Here is a 17,503-nt window from a genome sequence, read left to right as displayed (position 1 = left end):
AAATTGGCCCCTCGCCGGAGGTCTGCGCGCAGAAACTGGTCGCTCACGCGGCCTGCGGGTGGAAATCGGCAGCTGGACAGGGGACCGGCACGCCCACTACGCCGCGGTGGCGACGAGATGCCGGCGAATTCGCCGGAGCATTACCTCCGGTTGGCGTCGAACGTCGTCGGCGGTGATGTGCAGGACAGTCCATCCGGCTTCTCGCAGCGCGTTGTCCTTCTCGCGGTCGTGGGCGAGATCAGCGGGAGACTTGTGGTGGTCGAAGCCGTCGTACTCGATGGCCAACTTGCACTCCGGCAAAGCAAAGTCCACCCGCCACAGCCTTCCGTCGCGGCCGATGACCTCGTGTTGCTCGACGAAATCGGTGATCCCGCCATCGATCATCACGAGCCGCGCCTCGCTTTCCATCGGTGATTCGGCCACTGGGCTTGCCAACGGAATCAGCCCGCGGACGACGGCGATGCCACGGCGTCCGCGCTGCGCGTCGGCCGCCGCCTCCAGACCGGCGCGGTCACAGGTCTTGCTGCGCAGCGCCGCGTCCAGGGTGGCCAGCGCTCGCGGTCGGGGCAGCGAACACGCCACCTCGACGGCTGTCCATGAGGGCTCGGTGACCGGCCTGCCGTGGAACGTGATCACCGGGGCGCCGTGGCGCCGATGTACGACGAGGCCAGGACGAGCGCGCAGCCGATTCCCGTCGGGGTTGAGCACATGAAGTTCGGCGACGTCTTCGGTGTCGAACCCGAAGACGGCCGCCGCGGTGGAAAGACAGGCGACAACTGGTTTGCCGCAAAGCAAGTCGAGCGCACTGAGCAGAATGCGCCTGTCCGGGCTGCCCAGCGCGTAGATGCCTGGAAGGACCTTCGTCAGCTGGCGGTTACCCAACATGCGCCGCATCTCGCGACGGGTCAGCAAAGCGTTGAGCTGTCGGAAGCAGGCGACACCGTTGTGAGCCGCGAACAAGGTGCGCAGTTGACTGTTCATGGACGGAGTGTCGCCGGTGCGGCCTCCCGGCGGTAGTCAGCTGGAACGTGGCCTGTGGATGACCGGCAGCACCTTCAGCGCGACTTTGCGGTGCACTCCGTTAGGCCGACGCCGGAGATGCGTTTGCGAGGCCACGAAGTGTGGCGAGGTTCTCCTCGGCGAACTGTCTCCCCGTCGGGCGAGTTCATCAACTGCGTCCAGGAAGTCCATCTTCATAATCCTATGGATCTACGACGAGCGCTTGATCACCGAGACGGTGGCATCCTCGTTGGCCACGTAGACAGTGTGGGTATCGGGGTCGACTGTCACACCCAGCGGGGACGCTCCGACCTGGACGACGTCGGTGACCGCGCGCACATCGAGGTCCACAATCGCCAGCCCGCCGTCGCGGGCCTGCCGTGCCGGATGTCCGGTGATGCCGGGGAACTCGCCGCGCGCGGGCACATCCGGCACCGCCTCGGTGGCCATGACGTCCGGGATGATCACGTAGGCCGTCTTGCCGTCGATGACCACCTGACCGGGTTGCCCGGGCAGCGAGATAGCCCGGCCGGCAACACCGCCGGTGATATCGCGCAGCATCCCCTGTGTCGGGTCGGCCCCGGCGGCATGCAGGCGGCCGCCCTGCACGGCGAGGCCCATGATCGCGACGATCTTTCCGGGATCGATCTGCGACGTCTTCACGGGCGCCTTGAGGCGGGTGTCGATCTGGGTGAGCTCATTGGCGATGTTGACGACGTAGACCGTCAGGAACGCCGGGTCGGCGGCGATGGCCAGCGGGTCCTGAAAACCGGCGGACAGCGTTTTCGTCACCGTGTTGGTCTTCGTGTCGATGACCGAGATGTTGGGCATCTTGTCCCCGAGTTTGTCCCCGGGCTGCAGTTTGGTCGGGTCGAACGACGACGGGTGGGCCACGTAGAGGTCGGTGCCGACGAGCGTCAGGCCCCGCGGGTGCCCGCCGAGCTCGACGGTGTTGCTCACGACGCCGGCCTGGGTGTCGACGACGGCCACCCCGGTATCGACGGCGACGTACACCGTCCTGCCATCCGGGCCGATGGTGATCTTGCCGGGATACTTACCGACTTCGATTGTGGCGTCGACGGTTTTGGACTCGGGGTCGATGATCGACAGGGTGCCGCGGCCGGTGCTGGGGGACGTTCCGGCGACGTAGAGGCGCCGGGCCTTCGGGTCGACGGTGACGCCGTTCGCCCCGCCTCCGACGTTGATGGTGTCCTGAGCGCTCGCGGTGTACGCCAAGGCCTGAGCGCTCGGGTCGGGCGTGTTGGAAAAGTTCTGGGCCAGCAGCACGGCACCGGCCACCACTGCGAGCAGCAGTGGTACAACGAATCTACTTGTGCAACAACGCGATCGACGCATCGCCTGCCTGGATGCCGGCTTCTCGGCCGAGGAACTGAGGATCTCGACGGGCCGAGCGGGGTCGCCGCGGTTGTCCTGCTGATCGCCGTGAGTCACGATCGCCCCCTCCGGAAAACGACTACGGCGAGTCTAAGGGTGAATGGCCACCCTCAGACTCGCCGAAATCGAGCTTGCCGGTTACGCCCGGTGTCAGTCGCCGTCGCGCACCTTGGCCATGGCCAGCACGTCGAGGCGCCGGTCCAGCTCTTCCTCGGAGAGCTTGTCGCCGATCAGGCCGCGGTCGATGACGGTCTGGCGGATGGTCTTCTTCTCCGCCAGCGCCTGCTTGGCGACCTTGGCGGCCTCCTCGTAGCCGATCGCCGAGTTCAGCGGCGTCACGATGGACGGCGAGGACTCCGCCAGGGTGCGCAGCCGCTGCTCGTCGGCGACCAGGCCGTCAATGCACTTGGCGGCGAACAGCTTCGACACATTGGTCAGCAGCGTGAAGGACTCCAGCACGTTGCGGGCCATCATCGGGATGTAAACGTTGAGCTCGAAGGCGCCGGACAGGCCGCCCACGGTGACAGCCGCATCGTTGCCGATCACCTGCGCGGCCACCTGGGTCACCGCCTCGGGGATGACGGGATTGACCTTGCCGGGCATGATCGAGCTGCCGGGCTGCAGGTCGGGCAGGTGCAGTTCGGCCAGGCCGGTCAGCGGGCCCGATCCCATCCAGCGGATGTCGTTGGCGATCTTGGTCAGTGACGCCGCGATGGTCTTCAGCGCGCCGGAGGCCTCCACCAGCCCGTCGCGGGCGGCTTGGGCCTCGAACGGGTCGACGGCGGTGCGCAATTCGGCGACACCGGTCTCGGTGCGCAGCACCTCGACCACCTTGGCGCCGAACCCGTCGGGGGCGTTGAGCCCGGTGCCCACGGCGGTGCCGCCGATCGCCAGCTCGCCCAGGCGCGGCAGGGTCGCCTTGACCCGCTCGATGCCGGCCTCGACCTGGCGGGCGTAGCCACCGAACTCCTGGCCCAGGGTGACCGGGACGGCGTCCATCAGGTGGGTGCGGCCGGACTTGACCGTGGTGCGCCACTGCCGGGCCTTGGCGGCCAGCGACTCGTGCAGGATCTCCAGCGCGGGGATCAGCCCGCGTACCGCGGCCTCGGTGGCGGCGATGTGGGTGGCCGTCGGGAAGGTGTCGTTGGACGACTGCGACATGTTCACGTCGTCGTTGGGGTGCACGGTCACGCCGTTGGCCGCACAGATGGAGGCGATGACCTCGTTGGTGTTCATGTTAGAGCTGGTGCCCGACCCGGTCTGGAACACGTCGATGGGGAACTGGTCGTCGTGGCGGCCGTCGGCGATCTCGGCGGCCGCGGCGATGATGGCATCGGCCTTGGCCGGGTCCAACAGCCCGAGGTCCTTGTTGACCTGGGCGCAGGCGCCCTTGAGCAGACCGAGCGCGCGGATCTGGGTGCGCTCCAGACCGCGGCCGGAGATCGGGAAGTTCTCCACGGCACGCTGGGTCTGGGCCCGCCACAGTGCCTTGGCCGGAACCCGGACCTCGCCCATGGTGTCGTGTTCGATGCGGTATTCGCCGTCGGTCATCGTCGTCCTTCGGAGTTGTCGGTGGTCGGTGGAACAGTGTGAAAACAGGAAGCGGTCGAACAGGAACTGCAAACAGCGGTGGAGCGGAGGTGGATCCGGGTAGGAGTTAGGGAAGCGGGTGGGCGGCGCTGGTGTCGCCGGTGAAGTCCACCGCCGAGTACTCGTTGAGCTTGGACAGCCGGTGGTAGGCCTCGACCATCCGGACCGTCCCGGACTTCGAGCGCATGACGATGGAATGCGTGGTGCAGCCGCCGCCGAAGAACCGCACACCTTTGAGCAGGTCACCGTCGGTGACACCGGTGGCGCAGAAGAAGACGTTCTCCCCGGACACCAGGTCACGGGTGGTCAGCACGCGGTCCAGGTCGTAACCGCGGTCGATGGCCCGCTGGCGTTCGGCGTCATCGGTCGGTGCCAGGGTGGCCTGGATTTCACCGCCCATGCAGCGGATCGCGGCCGCGGCGATGATTCCTTCCGGGGTGCCACCGATGCCGACCAGCAGGTCGGTGCCGGACTCCGGACGGCAGGCCGAAATGGCGCCGGCCACGTCGCCATCGGAGATCAGCCGGATCCGAGCTCCGGCGGCGCGGACGTCCTCCATCAGCTTGGCGTGCCGCGGCCGGTCCAGGATGCAGACGGTGACGTCGGAGACCGACGCCTTGCGCACCTTGGCGATCCGCTGGATGTTGGCCGCGATGGGCGAGGTGATGTCGATGAAGTCGGCGACGTCGGGGCCGCCGGCGATCTTGTTCATGTAGAACACCGCCGACGGGTCGAACATGGCGCCGCGCTCGGCCACGGCCAGCACCGAGATGGCGTTCGGCATGCCCTTGCTCATCAGGGTGGTGCCGTCGACCGGGTCGACGGCGAAGTCGCACTCGGGTCCGTCGCCGTTGCCGACTTCCTCGCCGTTGTAGAGCATCGGGGCGTTGTCCTTCTCGCCCTCGCCGATGACGACGACACCCTTCATGGACACGGAGTTGACGAGCTCGCGCATGGCGTCGACGGCGGCCCCGTCGCCGCCCTCCTTGTCGCCGCGGCCGACCCAGCGTCCGGCGGCCATCGCACCTGCCTCGGTCACCCGGACCAATTCCAGGGCGAGGTTGCGGTCGGGTGCCTCGCGGCGCTTGGTGCTGACAGGGCTGGAGGAAGCGGCGTCGCTCATGGCGTGATTGTCCCAGAAGCCCGCGGCGCCCGGGGAGCTGGGCCGGACAGCGGCGCCGGGGCGCTGTGGGCCGGGACCGGCGGGCCCTGGATACTGGACGGGTGAGCACCCAGCGACCGGAACCGCCCGCTGAGACCGAGGTGGTGCTGCCGGCACCCCGGCCGGCCAAGGCGCGGTTGCTGCAGGACGGCCGCGACATGTTCTGGTCCATGGCGCCGCTGGTGATCGCCTGCATCGTGCTGGCCGGGCTGCTCGGCCAGTGCTCGTTCCAGCCGACCGGACCCAAGGCCGGCCCTGTGCCGTTCTACGACGCCGGTGCCGCCCTGCACTCCGATGCCACCACGCTGGGCTTCCCCATCCGCCAGCCCGCGCTGCCCGACGGCTGGCAGCCCAACTCCGGTGCCCGCGACGGCATCGACGGCGGCCGCGTCGACCCGGTGTCCGGGCAGCGGGTCCGGGCGCTGACTTCGCGGGTCGGCTACGTCACCCCGCGCGGCACCTACCTGAGCCTGACCCAGAGCAACGCCGACGAGGAGAAACTCGTCGCGTCCGTGCACTCCGATGTCTATCCGACCGGCACCCAGGACGTCGCGGGCACCCGGTGGGTGGTCTATCAGGGCGCGGGTACCGCCGAGCCGGTGTGGACCACCCGACTCCAGACCCCGGGCGCCGGATCCACCCAGATCGCGCTGACCGGAACCGGCAGTACCGATGAATTCCGTACCCTGGCCGAGGCGGTCGGCACCCAGTCGCCGCTGCCCGCGAAATAACCGAATGCCCGCGAAGTAACGCGAACAGGAGATCGCCGATGGCCGCCGCCACCTTCCCCGGCTGGACCTGCGCCCCGTTTACCGGCGGCGGTTTCACCTACGACGTCTACCGCAAGGGCACCGGACCGGGTGTCGTGCTCATTCCGGAGATGCCGGGTCTGCACCCGGGGGTGTGGGAGCTCGGCAACCACCTGGTGGCCAACGGCTTCACGGTCGCGGCGCCGTCGCTGTTCGGCACCCCGGGCGCGGGAATCGGCCCCGACGCGGCGGTCGTGATGGCCAAGGCCTGCGTGGCCCGCGAGTTCGCCGCCTTCGCCACCAACAAGAAGCGCCCGGTCACCGATTTTCTGCGTGCGTTGGCGCGTGACCTCAACGACTCGACCCCGGGACCCGGCGTCGGGGTGATCGGGCAGTGTTTCACCGGCGGCTTCGCGCTGGCCGCCGCCGTCGACGACGCGGTGCTGGCGCCGGTGATGTCCCAGCCGTCGTTGCCGATCGGGCTGACCCCGGCGCGTCGCCGTGACCCCGGATTGTCCGAGGGGGAGCTGTCGATCGTCGCCCGCCGCGCCGAGGAGGACGGGCTGTGCGCGCTGGGGCTGCGGTTTTCCGAGGACCAGATGGCGCCGCGGGAGCGGTTCCAGACCCTCAAGGACCGGCTCGGTGACGCGTTCGAGGTCATCGAAATCGATTCCGGTCCGGGAAACCCCTACGGGCTCAATCGGTTTGCCCATTCGGTGATCACCGATCAGGTGGTCTACGACGAGAATCATCCCACCTACCGGGCCCGCGAGCGGGTGGTCGAGTTCCTGCGGGAGCGCCTGGCCGGGTAACCGGGACCCCGGGCTCGTCGCGGGGACGCCCGGGCTCGCGGCTGGTTCGACGGCTCTGTTACCCGGATTCGGTGGGTTCGGCGTCGTCCGCGCCGTCGGCCAGCTCATCGACGAGGTCCTCCCCGTCCTCGGTGTCCAGGGTCGCGGCGGCGCCTCCGCCGGCCGCGGCTTTGCGCCGTCGTAGTCGATGCCGGCGTGGGGGAGCGGGTTCGTCGTCGAAGTCCGCACCGCGATACACCGTGCGGTACACGCTGATCGTGGTGACGATGATGATCATCAGCACCGGCCCGAGCACGATTCCCCAGAAACCGAACATCTGCAGCCCGGCGAACACCGAGAGCAGCATCAGCGCCGGATGCAGATGTGCGGACTTGGGCACCAGGAACGGGCGTAGGACATTGTCGATGTTGGTGACCACCAGCAGGTGGAACACCACGACGAATATTCCGCCGCCGACGTTGCCGAACAGCGCCATGACGATGCCGATCGGGATGGTGACGATTCCGGCACCCAGCGGGATGAACGACAGGGCAGTCAAGAAGATGACGAACATGAAGAAGCCCTGGTGCAACCCCGCCATGTACAGCGACGCCGAGGCGGCCACACCCTGGCAGGCCGCGATGATGAACTGGCCGCGGACCGTGGCGGTGACCATGGCGCCGACCTTGTCCAGGTAGATCTCGGAGACCTGCGGCCCCAGCGGGTTCAGATCCCGGAACAGGTCGAGGACCTTGTCGCCGCTGGTCAGCAACCCGAGGAACACGTAGAGGAAGATGATGCCCGCGGCGATGGCCGACGCGGCGCCGCCCACCGACTCCCGGGCCCCGCTCAGTACCATCTGCCCGGCGTTCTGTCCGACGTTGGTCAGGGCCGAGCGGATGCTGTCCTCGGTCAGCGTGATGTGCAGAAACGGCACCTGGGCGAGAGCGTCGTTGGCCGTCGCCAACCAGCGCTCGGCCAGATCCGACAGATCGGTGTTCTGCATCCACCGGCCGATTCCGGCCACCATCTCACCGATCTGCATCACGGCAAGCGCTGCGATCCCGGCGACCGGGACCAGCACGACGACCGTGGCCAGCACAAAGGTCCCCGCCGCCGCCACCCCGGCATTCGTCCTGGCCCGCAGCCGCTGATAGGCCGGGTTGAACAGATACGCCAGCACCGCCCCGATGGCGAGCAGTTCCAGATAATTGCGCAGGAAGTAGGCGCCGAAGCCCAGCGCGATGATCGTCAGGGTGGTCAGCCAACGCTTCTGAATGACGCTGAACTCATCGAACATATTCGGACCCTAATGCCGGGTGCGGGTGTGCGCGGGTCAGTCCGGAGCCGGGTCTCCCAGTCGCGCCCGGATCGCCGTCCACGGGTCGGCGTATTTGCCCGGCCAGCGGTAGTAGGCGGAGCGCCGGGTGAGGAAGGCGCGCGCGACGGGTCCGGCCAGCTTGAACAGCGGGCGCTTGGCGCCGGTCAGCGCCCGCACCTCGGCGAGCATCTGCGGCCACCCGTGATTCTGGAACCCGAGGATTTCCTGCGCCTCGGCGGTGTCCATCCAGTCGGTGGCAAACCAGTCGACGTCGCTGTCGGGGTTGCCGGGCCGGCCCGGGGACAGGCCGCCGGTCATGCCCATCGCCTCGGCCACCTCTTCGGCCACCGTGCCCTGCAGCTTGCGGTGGGTGGTGTTGTCACCGCCGATCAGCAGGATCTTGCCGATCGCGCCGTCGCGCACGGTCGCCGCCGAGAAGGCCGAGGCCACATCGCGCACGTCGACGGTCTGCAGCCGGCCGTCGGTGGGGAGCAGGGACTCGAAGTACAGCATTTCCTCGGGCTGTTTGAGGCTGATGCCGACGCTGATCACCCCACCCAGGCGTAGCACCGACCAGTCCAGATCGCTGGACCGGACCAGCTCCTCGGCCGCCAGTTTCTGGCTGCCGTACAGGTCTCCGGGCGTGGCGGGGGTATCGGCGCTCAACACCCCGGTCACGGTGTAGGGATTACGCGGGCCGTAGACCGCGATCGACGAGGCGTGCACGAACCGCGGCGGGGTCGGCAGCTTCGCCGCCGCGGCCAGCAGGTTGGCGGTGCCCCCGACGTTGACCTTGCGGGCCAGAGCCCGGCGCCCGTAGCAGAACGGGGCGATGACGGCGGCCAGGTGCACGATCGCGGTCGGTGCCACCTCGGCGACCAGCCGCTCGATCGCCGCCGGATCGGTGAGGTCGGCGTAGCGCACCTCGACCCCGGACAGCTCCGCGGCGGCCTTGCGGTTGGCCGGCACGTCCAGATCGGTGGCCACCACCCGACGGCCCTCGCTGGCGATCTGGCGGACCGTCGCCGAACCCACCAGACCGAATGCACCGGTCACCAGAACGGTCATGTCACTCCCTCAGCGCGAAAATGGCGTTACCGCAGTCTCGCATACCCGGAGCGGCTGATTCTGAGAGCGGTGTATTGACGGGGGCCTAGGGCGCGCGGATGCCCGATTTCCGCGGTGGGTACTTTTGGCGGGGTGGCCGGTCCCCGGCGCCCGTCGCCGTACAGCCCCTACGGAGTGTGATGAGCCGATCGCCGATGACGGTCAGCGGCCGGATCCGCGAAGGCGTCCGCACCCTCGATCCCGGCTATTTCGCGTTGGTGATGGCAACCGGGATCATCTCCATCGGCATGCTCGCCCACGGCATGACGGCCGTCTCGGTGGTGCTGCTGTGGCTGGCCGGAATCGCCCACGTCGTGCTGACGCTAGCCACCATCGCGCGAATCATTGCTTTCCCCACCGAGTTCCGTGCCGATGTCGCCGACCCGCGACGTGGCTTCGCCATGTTCACCTTTGTCGCCGCGACCGACGTGGTGGGCGTGCGATTGAACGACGACGGACATACGACGGCGGCGTGCGTGCTGCTGGCCATCGGCGTCGTGGCCTGGTTGGTGCTGGGCTATCTGGTCCCCGGGCTGGTGGTTGCCGGGCGCCGGTACCGATCGGCGCTGCGCAAGGTCGACGGCACCTGGTTCGTTTGGGCGGTGGCCAGCCAGTCGGTTGCGGCGCTGGCCGCCGTGGTGGCGCCGGAACTGCACACCGGCGGCCAGGAAATGGCGCTGCTGGCCGTTTTCTGCTGGTCGGTGGGGATTTTCCAGTATCTGGTCACCGCGATCCTGGTTGCCGCCAGGATGCTGATCCATCCGCCGGGGGTCAACGACCTGACCCCGCCGTACTGGATCGCCATGGGCGCCACCGCGATCACCGTGCTGGCCGGCGCGCATATTGCACGGCTGGCGGAATCGCCGGTGACCACGGTGGCGGGTGGACTGATCGCGGGCGCCTCGCTGGCGTTCTGGTCGTTCGGCACCTGGTTGATCCCGCCACTGATCGCCGCGGGCATCTGGCGTCACCTGGTGCGGCGGGTGCCGTTGACCTACACGCCGGCACTGTGGAGCATGGTCTTCCCGCTGGGGATGTACGCCGCCGCCGGGCGTGAGCTCGGCGAGGCCGACGGGCTGTCGCTCATCACCCGGATCGGTGATTGCGGAAGCTGGATTGCGTTGGCGGTCTGGACGGTAACGTTCGCCGGCATGGTTGTGGCGCTGACCCGCGCTCTGCTGGAGCTGCCGGCCCACCCTTCTCGCCGACCGTGAGCGTTACTACCCGGGAAGGTTGTTTGACGCTCACGTTCGGCGAGATGATGGGCGTGTCGGACCAGGGACGCGCACGCTCACGGGACCAGCGGGAGTGCCGTCAGCGCGCCTGGCGTTCCATCTCGTGGAACATCTCCGTGTAGTACGGCAGGCAGTGTTGGGTGGCCTCGGCGGTGGTGAATACCGGAACGTAACCCAGATCGCGGCGGGCCTTGTCCGTCGAGAAATAGTTGTTGACCGAGAGTCGTTCCACCGCAGTCGGTTCCAGCGGTGGGGCCATGATGCCGAACTTGAAATGCAGCCGCTGCCAACCGGTCAGCGCCGCGTGTACCGGCTTGCCGGGAACCCGCAGCTTCGGCCACCGGCGACCGCACGCCTCGATCACCGGTCGGGCGAACTCGAACATGTTGATCGGGTCGCCGTCATTGATGAAATACGCCTGCCCGGGTGCGGTACCGCCGGGCACCAGATGCTCTGCGGCCAGCACCATTCCATGCGTCAGGTTGTGCACGTAGGAGTTGTCCAGCTTGGCGTCCTTGCCGCCGATCAGCACCCTCACGTGCCCGGCGATGACGCTTTCGAACAGCTTGCGGAACATCGTCTGATCGCCCTGACCCCAGATCCCGCTGGGCCGCACCGAACAGGTCAGCATCCCCTCGACGCCGTTCTGGGACAGCACGAGCTTCTCGGCGGCGACCTTGGTCTCGGTGTACAGGTCGTTGAAACGGTCGGTGTAGGGCAGGGTTTCGTCGCCGCCGGAAATCGGCTTCCCGCCCATAACCACACTGTTGGAGGCCACGTAGACAAACCGCGCCGCCCCGGCGTTCTGCCCGGCGGTCAGCAGGTTCTGCGTCCCGCCGACATTTACCTTGAAGTTGCGCTCGCGGTACTCGGGGGTGACCGACGCGCCGCCCATCAGCTCGATGATGGCCGCGGTGTGGAAGATCGTGTCGATCCCGGCGGTCGCGCGTGCGACGTCGTCGGGATCGGTGATGTCGCCGACCACGCTCTCCAGGTTGGGCTGGTCCTCCAGCGGCGAGGGGGCGCGGTCCAGCGAGCGGACCTGATGCCCGGACTTCAGAAGTTCGCGGACCAGATTGGCGCCGAGGAAGCCGGAGCCGCCGGTTACCAGTACCCGGCCGAGCTCGGTGGTCAGTGCGGGGTCACCCATGCGCCGAGCATAACTGAAACGTGTTCCAGTTTGAAAGTGGTGCGGGGCCCTCAGACCTCGTCGTCGCCGCGGTCCTCGTCGGCGGCGGCCAGCGCGTCCTCGATGCGCCGCCGGGCTCCGGCCAGTGCCGCCTCGCAGTGTTTTGCCAGCTTTTCGCCCCTTTCCCACAATCGCAACGACTCGTCGAGGGAGCCGACCCCGCGTTCCAGGGTGGTCACCACCTCGATCAGCTCGTCGCGGGCGGCCTCGTAACCCAGGGAACTAATGGGTATCGCATCGGGCTCACTGCTCATCGGTTTCTCCTGTCGATAGGTCGGGGCCGTCGCTGCGGGCGGTCACCGCGCCGTCGGCCAGCCGGATCCGCAGCGGAGTGCCGGACGGGGCGTCGGCGGCCGAGCGCAGCACCCGGTCACCGGCGGTGACGACGGCGTAACCGCGGGCCAGGGTCGCGGCCGGGCCCAGGGTGGCCAGCCGCGCCGCCAGATGCCCGACGCGCTCGGACTCCACCGACACCCGCCGGTCGATATCACGACGGATCGCCGCCCGCGCCCGGCCGATCTCCTCGGCGCGGGCGGCCACCGCGGCCAGCGGGTCGGCGAGCACCGGGCGGCGGCGCAGCCCGGCGACGACGGCGTCCTCGCGGTCCACCCAGTTGCGCAGCGCCCGGGTGCAGCGCCGGTGCAGGTCGACGATCAGCGCGGACTCGGCGGCGGCGTCGGGCACGATGCGCTTGGCGGCGTCGGTCGGGGTCGCGGCGCGCAGGTCGGCGACCAGGTCGCACAGCGGGGTGTCGGGTTCGTGGCCGATGGCACTGACGATCGGGGTGCGCGCCGCCACGATGGCCCGGCACAGGGTCTCGTCGGAGAACGGCAGCAGGTCCTCCACGCTGCCGCCGCCGCGGGCGAGCACGATGACCTCGACGGCCGGGTCGGCGTCGAGCTCGGCCAGCGCCGCCACGATCTGCGCGACGGCGGTGGGGCCCTGCACCGCGGTGTTGCGGATGGCGAACCGCACCGCCGGCCAGCGGGTGCCGGCCACCGACACCACGTCGCGCTCGGCGGCGCTGGCCCGGCCGGTGATCAGCCCGACGGTCCCCGGCAGGAAGGGAACCGGCCGCTTGAGCCGCGGGTCGAAGAGGCCCTCGGCCTCCAACAGCCGGCGCAGCCGCTCGATGCGGGCCAGCAGTTCACCGATGCCGACGGCGCGAATCTCATTGACCCGCAAGGAAAACGTGCCGCGTCCGGTATAGAAGCTGGGTTTGCCGCAGACGATTACCCGGGTGCCCTCGGTCAGCTTCACCGGGGCGTTGACCACCAGATCGCGCGAACAGGTCAACGGCAGCGACATCTCGGCGGCCGGGTCACGCAGCGTGATGAACACCGTCTTTGTGTTCGGGCGCACCGTCATCTGCGCGATCTGGCCCTCGACCCAGACGCTTCCCAGCTTCTCGATCCAGCCGGCCACCCGGATCGCGACCGACCGGACGGGAAACGGGTGTTCGGCGGATTGGCCCTGGGCGGCCGGGGTGCTCACTTGGCGCTGGCGCGGGTGATCCGATTGGCCAGCAGGGTCTGGAACGGAGCGCGGGCGCGCCCCGCCTCCTCGTAGCTCAGCAGCTGCTCGAGCTCGTCGACCGACAGCGACTGCAACCGCGAGCGCAACTGAGCCAGGGTCAGCTCGTCGTAGTCGATCTCGGTGGCGACCGCAGGTGCGGCCTTGCCGGCGGGTGCGGCGGGCTCGTCGGGCTGCTCGGCGGCCACCGCGGCCCGCGCCTCGTCCTCGGTCACCGAGTACAGGGCGAAGCGGCCTTCGGTGAGGCGCTCGCCGTTGCCGGCGCCCTCCGGGGTTACCGGGTCCTCGTCGAACGTCGCCCAGGGCGGCTGTTCGTCCTTCGGCGGGAACAGGGAATCGAGGGTCTCGTCGCCGCGGATCGCCAGCTCGGCGACGTCCTGCTGCATCTTCATCACCAGCTGGGCCACCTGGCTGGCCAGGGTCATCGGGTACATGAGGATCGTCTGTGGCAGTCGCCTGGTCTCCTCGATGGCGATCACGGTCGCCCCGACCAGCAGTCGAACCCCATATGGTGCAGTAGACATGGCTGCAAGACTACGACGGCCGCCGTCCGGGGTCGGTCCCAGTGCACGAGTCGTGTCGGCGGCGGTGCGGAAAGTAGGCTGGAGGCATGCCGCCATCAGTGAACATGGGTATTCCCGGTGCATCGCGCTCGGTGGCCGCCCCCACCAACGGCAAGCGGGTGCTGCTTGCCGAACCCCGCGGGTACTGCGCGGGCGTGGATCGCGCCGTCGAGACCGTCGAGCGGGCGCTGGAGAAGTTCGGTGCACCGGTCTACGTGCGCCACGAGATCGTGCACAACCGCCACGTCGTGGAGACGCTGGCCAACGCCGGTGCGGTGTTCGTGCACGAGACCGACGAGGTGCCCGAGGGAGCCACCGTGGTGTTCTCCGCGCACGGCGTGGCCCCGACCGTGCACGAGTCGGCGGCCGAGCGGGATTTGAAGGTCATCGACGCGACGTGTCCGCTGGTCACCAAGGTGCACAACGAGGCGAAGCGGTTCGCCCGCGACGACTACGACATCCTGCTGATCGGCCACGAGGGCCACGAGGAGGTGGTCGGGACCGCCGGTGAGGCCCCCGACCACGTCCAGCTCGTCGACGGGCCCGACGCCGTCGATGCCGTCGTGGTGCGTGACGAGGACAAGGTGATCTGGCTGTCGCAGACCACGCTGAGCGTCGACGAGACGATGGAGACGGTCAGCCGGCTGCGGGAGAAGTTCCCCAAGCTGCAGGATCCGCCCAGCGACGACATCTGCTACGCCACCCAGAACCGCCAGGTCGCGGTGAAGGCCATGGCCACGGAGTGCGACCTGGTGATCGTGGTGGGTTCGCGCAACTCGTCGAACTCGGTGCGGCTGGTGGAGGTGGCGCTGAACGCCGGTGCCGGATCGGCCTACCTGGTCGACTACGCCGCCGATATCGATCCGGCCTGGCTGGACGGGGTGACGACGGTCGGGGTGACCAGTGGGGCGTCGGTGCCGGAGGTGCTGGTTCGCGGGGTGCTGGAGCGCCTGGCCGATCACGACTTCACCACTGTGGTGCCGGTGACGACGGCCAACGAGACGCTGGTGTTCGCGCTGCCGCGCGAGATCCGGGCCCGCCGGACCTAGCCCCGGTCAGTCCCGGCTGTGCCGTGACGGGCGGGGGTGGTAGCCGTCGTCGCCGGGTTCCTCGCCGCGGTAGCGGACCCGGGACACCGGGTGATGCGTGCCACCGGGTGCGGGACGCTGACGGGGTTCCGGGCGCTCTTCGGCATACGGGTTGGGGCGCGGCCGCGGCCGACCCTGCTCACGGGGGCCGTCGCGGCGGGGATCCTCGCCGCGATATCCCGGGCCGCCCTCGTAGCGCGGCCGGTCGGCCAGGTACTCACGACGCGGCCCGTCGCCGCTGGGCCGGCGCCCGTCCTCGGCGGCCGGGCGGCGCCGCGGCGGCGGTGCGTCACGGTAGCGCGGCGCGTTCGGATCGCCCTCACGCGGCGGCCGACGGCGCGGCGGCGGCTCGGAATAGCCCTCGGGAGCCGGGCGGCGCCGACGGGCCACCGCCTCCTCGTAACCCTCCGGCGCTGGGCGACGGCGTCGGGCGACGGCGTCCTCGTAACCCTCGGGAACCGGCCGGCGGCGCCGCGGCGCGTTGGGATCGGCCGGTGGGCGGGCGTGGGCGGCGTGTTCGGTGCTGCGCTGCGGACGGCGCCGGGGCGGGGTCTCCTCGCGGGCCGACCGGCCGCGCCGCGCCGCGGTCTCCTCGTCGTCGCCACCGCCGCGGATCGCGCCCATTGCCTTGGCTCCGGCGGCGCCCGCCAGGCCCAGCAATGCAGCGACCTTGGCGCCGACGCCGGTGCCGGCGGCCGTCGTATCGGTCTCGGCGGCGGCGCGCGCGGGCCGGCGCGACGCCGAGCCGAAGTACCAGCGGGCCATGCCGATCAACAACACCACGACCGAGGTGGTGAACATCAGCAGAAAACGCTCGATCAACGGATAGCCGCAGTTGATCAGGATGTCCTTGATGCCCTTGATCTCGTCGCGGTGGAACAGGTAGTACGTGCCGGGAACCGCGACGAACAGGATCAGCGGCGGTTGGACCACCGCGGTGAACACGCTGGACTGGCGCACCACGAGGACCGCGGCCACACAGCCCAGGAAATACAGCACAGCAAATACCGAGGAGAGGTTATTACCGTCGATAACGGCGTCGTACACGATTCCCAGCAATGTCGCGCCGACGGCGGTCAGCACCGCGGCCCACCACGGCACGCCCCGCAACGACGGGTATGCGGAGAGCTCCTCGGGCGCCATTTCGGAGCCGGATCGCTGCGCTGACACAGGTAGACAGTAACGGCTGCGCCTGAGGGCAGCCGTCATGGATGGCGCGCGCATGTCGTCGGCGGGGGATACCCCGCGCCGGAGACCGGTAAACTTTCGACCCCGTGAGCCTGAACCTCGGAATCGTCGGCCTGCCCAACGTCGGCAAGTCAACCTTGTTCAATGCGTTGACCAACAATGACGTGTTGGCTGCGAACTACCCGTTCGCCACCATCGAGCCCAATGAGGGCATGGTGGCGCTGCCCGATCCGCGGCTGGCGCAGCTCGCCGAGATCTTCGGTTCGGAGAAGCTGGTGCCCGCCCCGGTGCGCTTCGTCGACATCGCCGGCATCGTCAAGGGGGCGTCGGAGGGGGCCGGGCTGGGCAACAAGTTCCTGGCCAACATCCGCGAGTGCGACGCCATATGTCAGGTGGTCCGGGTCTTCGCCGACGACGACGTGGTGCACGTCGACGGCCGGGTGGATCCGCGCTCGGACATCGAGGTGATCGAGACCGAGCTGATCCTGGCCGACATGCAGACCCTGGAGAAGGCGGTGCCCCGGCTGGAGAAGGAAGCCCGCAACAACAAGGAACGCAAGCCGGTGCTCGATGCCGCGCTGGCCGCCCAGGAGATCCTGAACTCGGGCAAGACACTGTTCGCAGCAGGCAAGGCCGTCGACAGCGCCGCCCTGCGCGAGCTGAACCTGCTGACCACAAAGCCCTTCCTCTATGTCTTCAACGCCGACGAGTCGGTGCTCGGCGACGAGGACAAGATCGCCGAGTTGCGCGAGCTGGTAGCGCCGGCCGACGCGGTGTTCCTCGACGCCAAGATCGAGGCGGAGCTCGCCGAACTCGACGACGAGTCGGCACTGGAGCTGCTGGAGTCGATCGGGCAGACCGAACGCGGTCTGGATGCGTTGGCCCGCGCCGGTTTTCACACCCTGTCGCTGCAGACCTATCTGACCGCAGGTCCGAAAGAGGCCCGCGCGTGGACCATTCACCAGGGTGACACTGCGCCCAAGGCCGCCGGGGTGATCCACACGGACTTCGAGAAGGGCTTCATCAAGGCCGAGATCGTGTCGTTCGCCGATCTGCTGGAGGCCGGTTCGATGGCCGCCGCCAAGGCCGCCGGCAAGGTCCGGATGGAGGGCAAGGACTACGTCATGGCCGACGGGGACGTGGTGGAGTTCCGGTTCAACGTGTAGGTCCTGTTACGAAAGTAGCCGGTGTTGTTTGTGGGGTATCGGCGTGCGGTCGGGAGTGCATCGGGCCGGTTCTTGGCCGTCGAGAGTGCGTTGAGCGTGATCGGGAGTGCGGTGAACGGGGTTCGGGCGTCGACAGGGCGTCGACAGTGCGCTCAGCCGTGGTTTCTGGATCGGCAGTGCAGTGAGCTTGCTCGTAAACCCCGATTCGGGCGAAAACGCCACGCCCAGTGCACTCCCGATCCGAAAACCACCTCCCAGTGCACTCCCGATGGTGGCGGACGCCCAGATCGCCGCGATCTGCCTGGCGCGCGAAGCGTCCTGCGCGACGAGGAACGTGAAGGACTTCGATCACACCGGGGTCGCGGTGATCGATTCCTGGCGCCGGTGACCGGCGGACGGTCTTGCACGACGAGCGGGTCTTGAGTCA

The 17,503-nt window shown here is 68.8% G+C and carries 16 protein-coding genes; 5 read left to right on the top strand and 11 right to left on the bottom strand.

The window, feature by feature from the left end; translation table 11 throughout:
• Window positions 1-96 precede the first annotated feature (96 nt).
• From G6N16_RS19105 to glpX, 4 genes are all read right to left on the bottom strand, one after another.
• Window positions 97-981, bottom strand: a complete 885-nt coding sequence (locus G6N16_RS19105) for a type IV toxin-antitoxin system AbiEi family antitoxin (protein ID WP_083031771.1) — start codon at window positions 979-981, stop codon at window positions 97-99.
• A 228-nt stretch (window positions 982-1,209) separates the two neighbouring features.
• A complete protein-coding gene (locus G6N16_RS19100; RefSeq protein ID WP_133052959.1) occupies window positions 1,210-2,298 on the bottom strand; it encodes a YncE family protein in 1,089 nt (362 codons plus the stop codon).
• A 246-nt stretch (window positions 2,299-2,544) separates the two neighbouring features.
• Window positions 2,545-3,945, bottom strand: coding sequence for a class II fumarate hydratase (locus G6N16_RS19095; RefSeq protein ID WP_083031768.1), 1,401 nt, complete (start codon window positions 3,943-3,945; stop codon window positions 2,545-2,547).
• 106 nt (window positions 3,946-4,051) lie between these two features.
• Complete coding sequence (glpX, locus tag G6N16_RS19090) at window positions 4,052-5,107, bottom strand: class II fructose-bisphosphatase (protein ID WP_083031766.1); 1,056 nt, start codon at window positions 5,105-5,107, stop codon at window positions 4,052-4,054.
• A gap of 101 nt (window positions 5,108-5,208) precedes the next feature.
• Between glpX and G6N16_RS19085 the strand changes: the two genes are divergently transcribed.
• Together G6N16_RS19085 and G6N16_RS19080 are read left to right on the top strand one after the other, a co-directional pair.
• Window positions 5,209-5,877 carry a DUF4245 domain-containing protein gene (locus G6N16_RS19085; RefSeq protein ID WP_234805901.1) on the top strand — a complete coding sequence of 223 codons (669 nt, stop codon included), beginning with the start codon at window positions 5,209-5,211 and terminating at the stop codon, window positions 5,875-5,877.
• Window positions 5,878-5,915: 38 nt separating this feature from the next.
• Window positions 5,916-6,707 (top strand): dienelactone hydrolase family protein, encoded by a 792-nt coding sequence (locus G6N16_RS19080; RefSeq protein WP_083031763.1) that lies wholly within the window; start codon window positions 5,916-5,918, stop codon window positions 6,705-6,707.
• A 58-nt stretch (window positions 6,708-6,765) separates the two neighbouring features.
• Here G6N16_RS19080 and G6N16_RS19075 read toward each other — a convergent pair whose 3' ends face one another.
• The gene (locus tag G6N16_RS19075; RefSeq protein ID WP_083031762.1) at window positions 6,766-7,986 is read right to left on the bottom strand and encodes an AI-2E family transporter; all 1,221 of its coding nucleotides are present in this window, start codon (window positions 7,984-7,986) and stop codon (window positions 6,766-6,768) included.
• 36 nt (window positions 7,987-8,022) lie between these two features.
• Complete coding sequence (locus G6N16_RS19070) at window positions 8,023-9,075, bottom strand: NAD-dependent epimerase/dehydratase family protein (RefSeq protein WP_083031760.1); 1,053 nt, start codon at window positions 9,073-9,075, stop codon at window positions 8,023-8,025.
• Between the two features lie 179 nt (window positions 9,076-9,254).
• Here G6N16_RS19070 and G6N16_RS19065 point away from each other — a divergent pair, with 179 nt between their 5' ends.
• Window positions 9,255-10,328, top strand: coding sequence for a tellurite resistance/C4-dicarboxylate transporter family protein (locus G6N16_RS19065; protein ID WP_234805900.1), 1,074 nt, complete (start codon window positions 9,255-9,257; stop codon window positions 10,326-10,328).
• Between the two features lie 100 nt (window positions 10,329-10,428).
• On the opposite strand, the gene G6N16_RS19060 is transcribed toward G6N16_RS19065, so the two are convergent.
• From G6N16_RS19060 to G6N16_RS19045, 4 genes are read right to left on the bottom strand one after another with little or no spacing between them, the layout of a single operon-like run.
• Complete coding sequence (locus tag G6N16_RS19060) at window positions 10,429-11,499, bottom strand: 3-beta-hydroxysteroid dehydrogenase (RefSeq protein ID WP_083031757.1); 1,071 nt, start codon at window positions 11,497-11,499, stop codon at window positions 10,429-10,431.
• Between the two features lie 50 nt (window positions 11,500-11,549).
• Window positions 11,550-11,792, bottom strand: coding sequence for an exodeoxyribonuclease VII small subunit (locus G6N16_RS19055; RefSeq protein WP_083031755.1), 243 nt, complete (start codon window positions 11,790-11,792; stop codon window positions 11,550-11,552).
• Window positions 11,782-13,032, bottom strand: coding sequence for an exodeoxyribonuclease VII large subunit (gene xseA / locus G6N16_RS19050; protein WP_083031754.1), 1,251 nt, complete (start codon window positions 13,030-13,032; stop codon window positions 11,782-11,784). Before xseA ends, G6N16_RS19055 begins: the two co-directional genes overlap by 11 nt.
• Window positions 13,029-13,595, bottom strand: a complete 567-nt coding sequence (locus G6N16_RS19045) for a lipid droplet-associated protein (protein WP_083031752.1) — start codon at window positions 13,593-13,595, stop codon at window positions 13,029-13,031. Before G6N16_RS19045 ends, xseA begins: the two co-directional genes overlap by 4 nt.
• 86 nt (window positions 13,596-13,681) lie before the next feature.
• Between G6N16_RS19045 and G6N16_RS19040 the strand changes: the two genes are divergently transcribed.
• Window positions 13,682-14,683 (top strand): 4-hydroxy-3-methylbut-2-enyl diphosphate reductase, encoded by a 1,002-nt coding sequence (locus G6N16_RS19040; protein WP_083031750.1) that lies wholly within the window; start codon window positions 13,682-13,684, stop codon window positions 14,681-14,683.
• 6 nt (window positions 14,684-14,689) lie between these two features.
• Here G6N16_RS19040 and G6N16_RS19035 read toward each other — a convergent pair whose 3' ends face one another.
• Window positions 14,690-15,892 (bottom strand): DUF6542 domain-containing protein, encoded by a 1,203-nt coding sequence (locus G6N16_RS19035; RefSeq protein ID WP_133052958.1) that lies wholly within the window; start codon window positions 15,890-15,892, stop codon window positions 14,690-14,692.
• A 104-nt stretch (window positions 15,893-15,996) separates the two neighbouring features.
• Here G6N16_RS19035 and ychF point away from each other — a divergent pair, with 104 nt between their 5' ends.
• Window positions 15,997-17,076: a redox-regulated ATPase YchF gene (ychF, locus tag G6N16_RS19030; RefSeq protein WP_083031747.1), complete on the top strand. Its 1,080-nt coding sequence runs from the start codon at window positions 15,997-15,999 to the stop codon at window positions 17,074-17,076.
• Window positions 17,077-17,503 lie beyond the last annotated feature (427 nt).

This window comes from Mycolicibacterium insubricum (genome assembly GCF_010731615.1).
Lineage (GTDB): Bacteria > Actinomycetota > Actinomycetes > Mycobacteriales > Mycobacteriaceae > Mycobacterium > Mycobacterium insubricum.
The sequence above is the reverse complement of the archived record's forward strand: the minus strand, read 5'-3'. Positions and strand labels throughout refer to the sequence as shown.

Bases quoted from the DNA above. Each gene is read 5' to 3' on its own strand.
- glpX (WP_083031766.1), bottom strand. From the start codon at position 5,107: ATGAGCGACGCCGCTTCCTCCAGCCCTGTCAGCACCAAGCGCCGCGAG.
- G6N16_RS19075 (WP_083031762.1), bottom strand. From the start codon at position 7,986: ATGTTCGATGAGTTCAGCGTCATTCAGAAGCGTTGGCTGACCACCCTG.
- G6N16_RS19055 (WP_083031755.1), bottom strand. From the start codon at position 11,792: ATGAGCAGTGAGCCCGATGCGATACCCATTAGTTCCCTGGGTTACGAG.
- G6N16_RS19060 (WP_083031757.1), bottom strand. From the start codon at position 11,499: ATGGGTGACCCCGCACTGACCACCGAGCTCGGCCGGGTACTGGTAACC.
- G6N16_RS19095 (WP_083031768.1), bottom strand. From the start codon at position 3,945: ATGACCGACGGCGAATACCGCATCGAACACGACACCATGGGCGAGGTC.
- G6N16_RS19040 (WP_083031750.1), top strand. From the start codon at position 13,682: ATGCCGCCATCAGTGAACATGGGTATTCCCGGTGCATCGCGCTCGGTG.
- G6N16_RS19070 (WP_083031760.1), bottom strand. From the start codon at position 9,075: ATGACCGTTCTGGTGACCGGTGCATTCGGTCTGGTGGGTTCGGCGACG.
- G6N16_RS19065 (WP_234805900.1), top strand. From the start codon at position 9,255: ATGAGCCGATCGCCGATGACGGTCAGCGGCCGGATCCGCGAAGGCGTC.
- G6N16_RS19045 (WP_083031752.1), bottom strand. From the start codon at position 13,595: ATGTCTACTGCACCATATGGGGTTCGACTGCTGGTCGGGGCGACCGTG.
- G6N16_RS19105 (WP_083031771.1), bottom strand. From the start codon at position 981: ATGAACAGTCAACTGCGCACCTTGTTCGCGGCTCACAACGGTGTCGCC.
- G6N16_RS19080 (WP_083031763.1), top strand. From the start codon at position 5,916: ATGGCCGCCGCCACCTTCCCCGGCTGGACCTGCGCCCCGTTTACCGGC.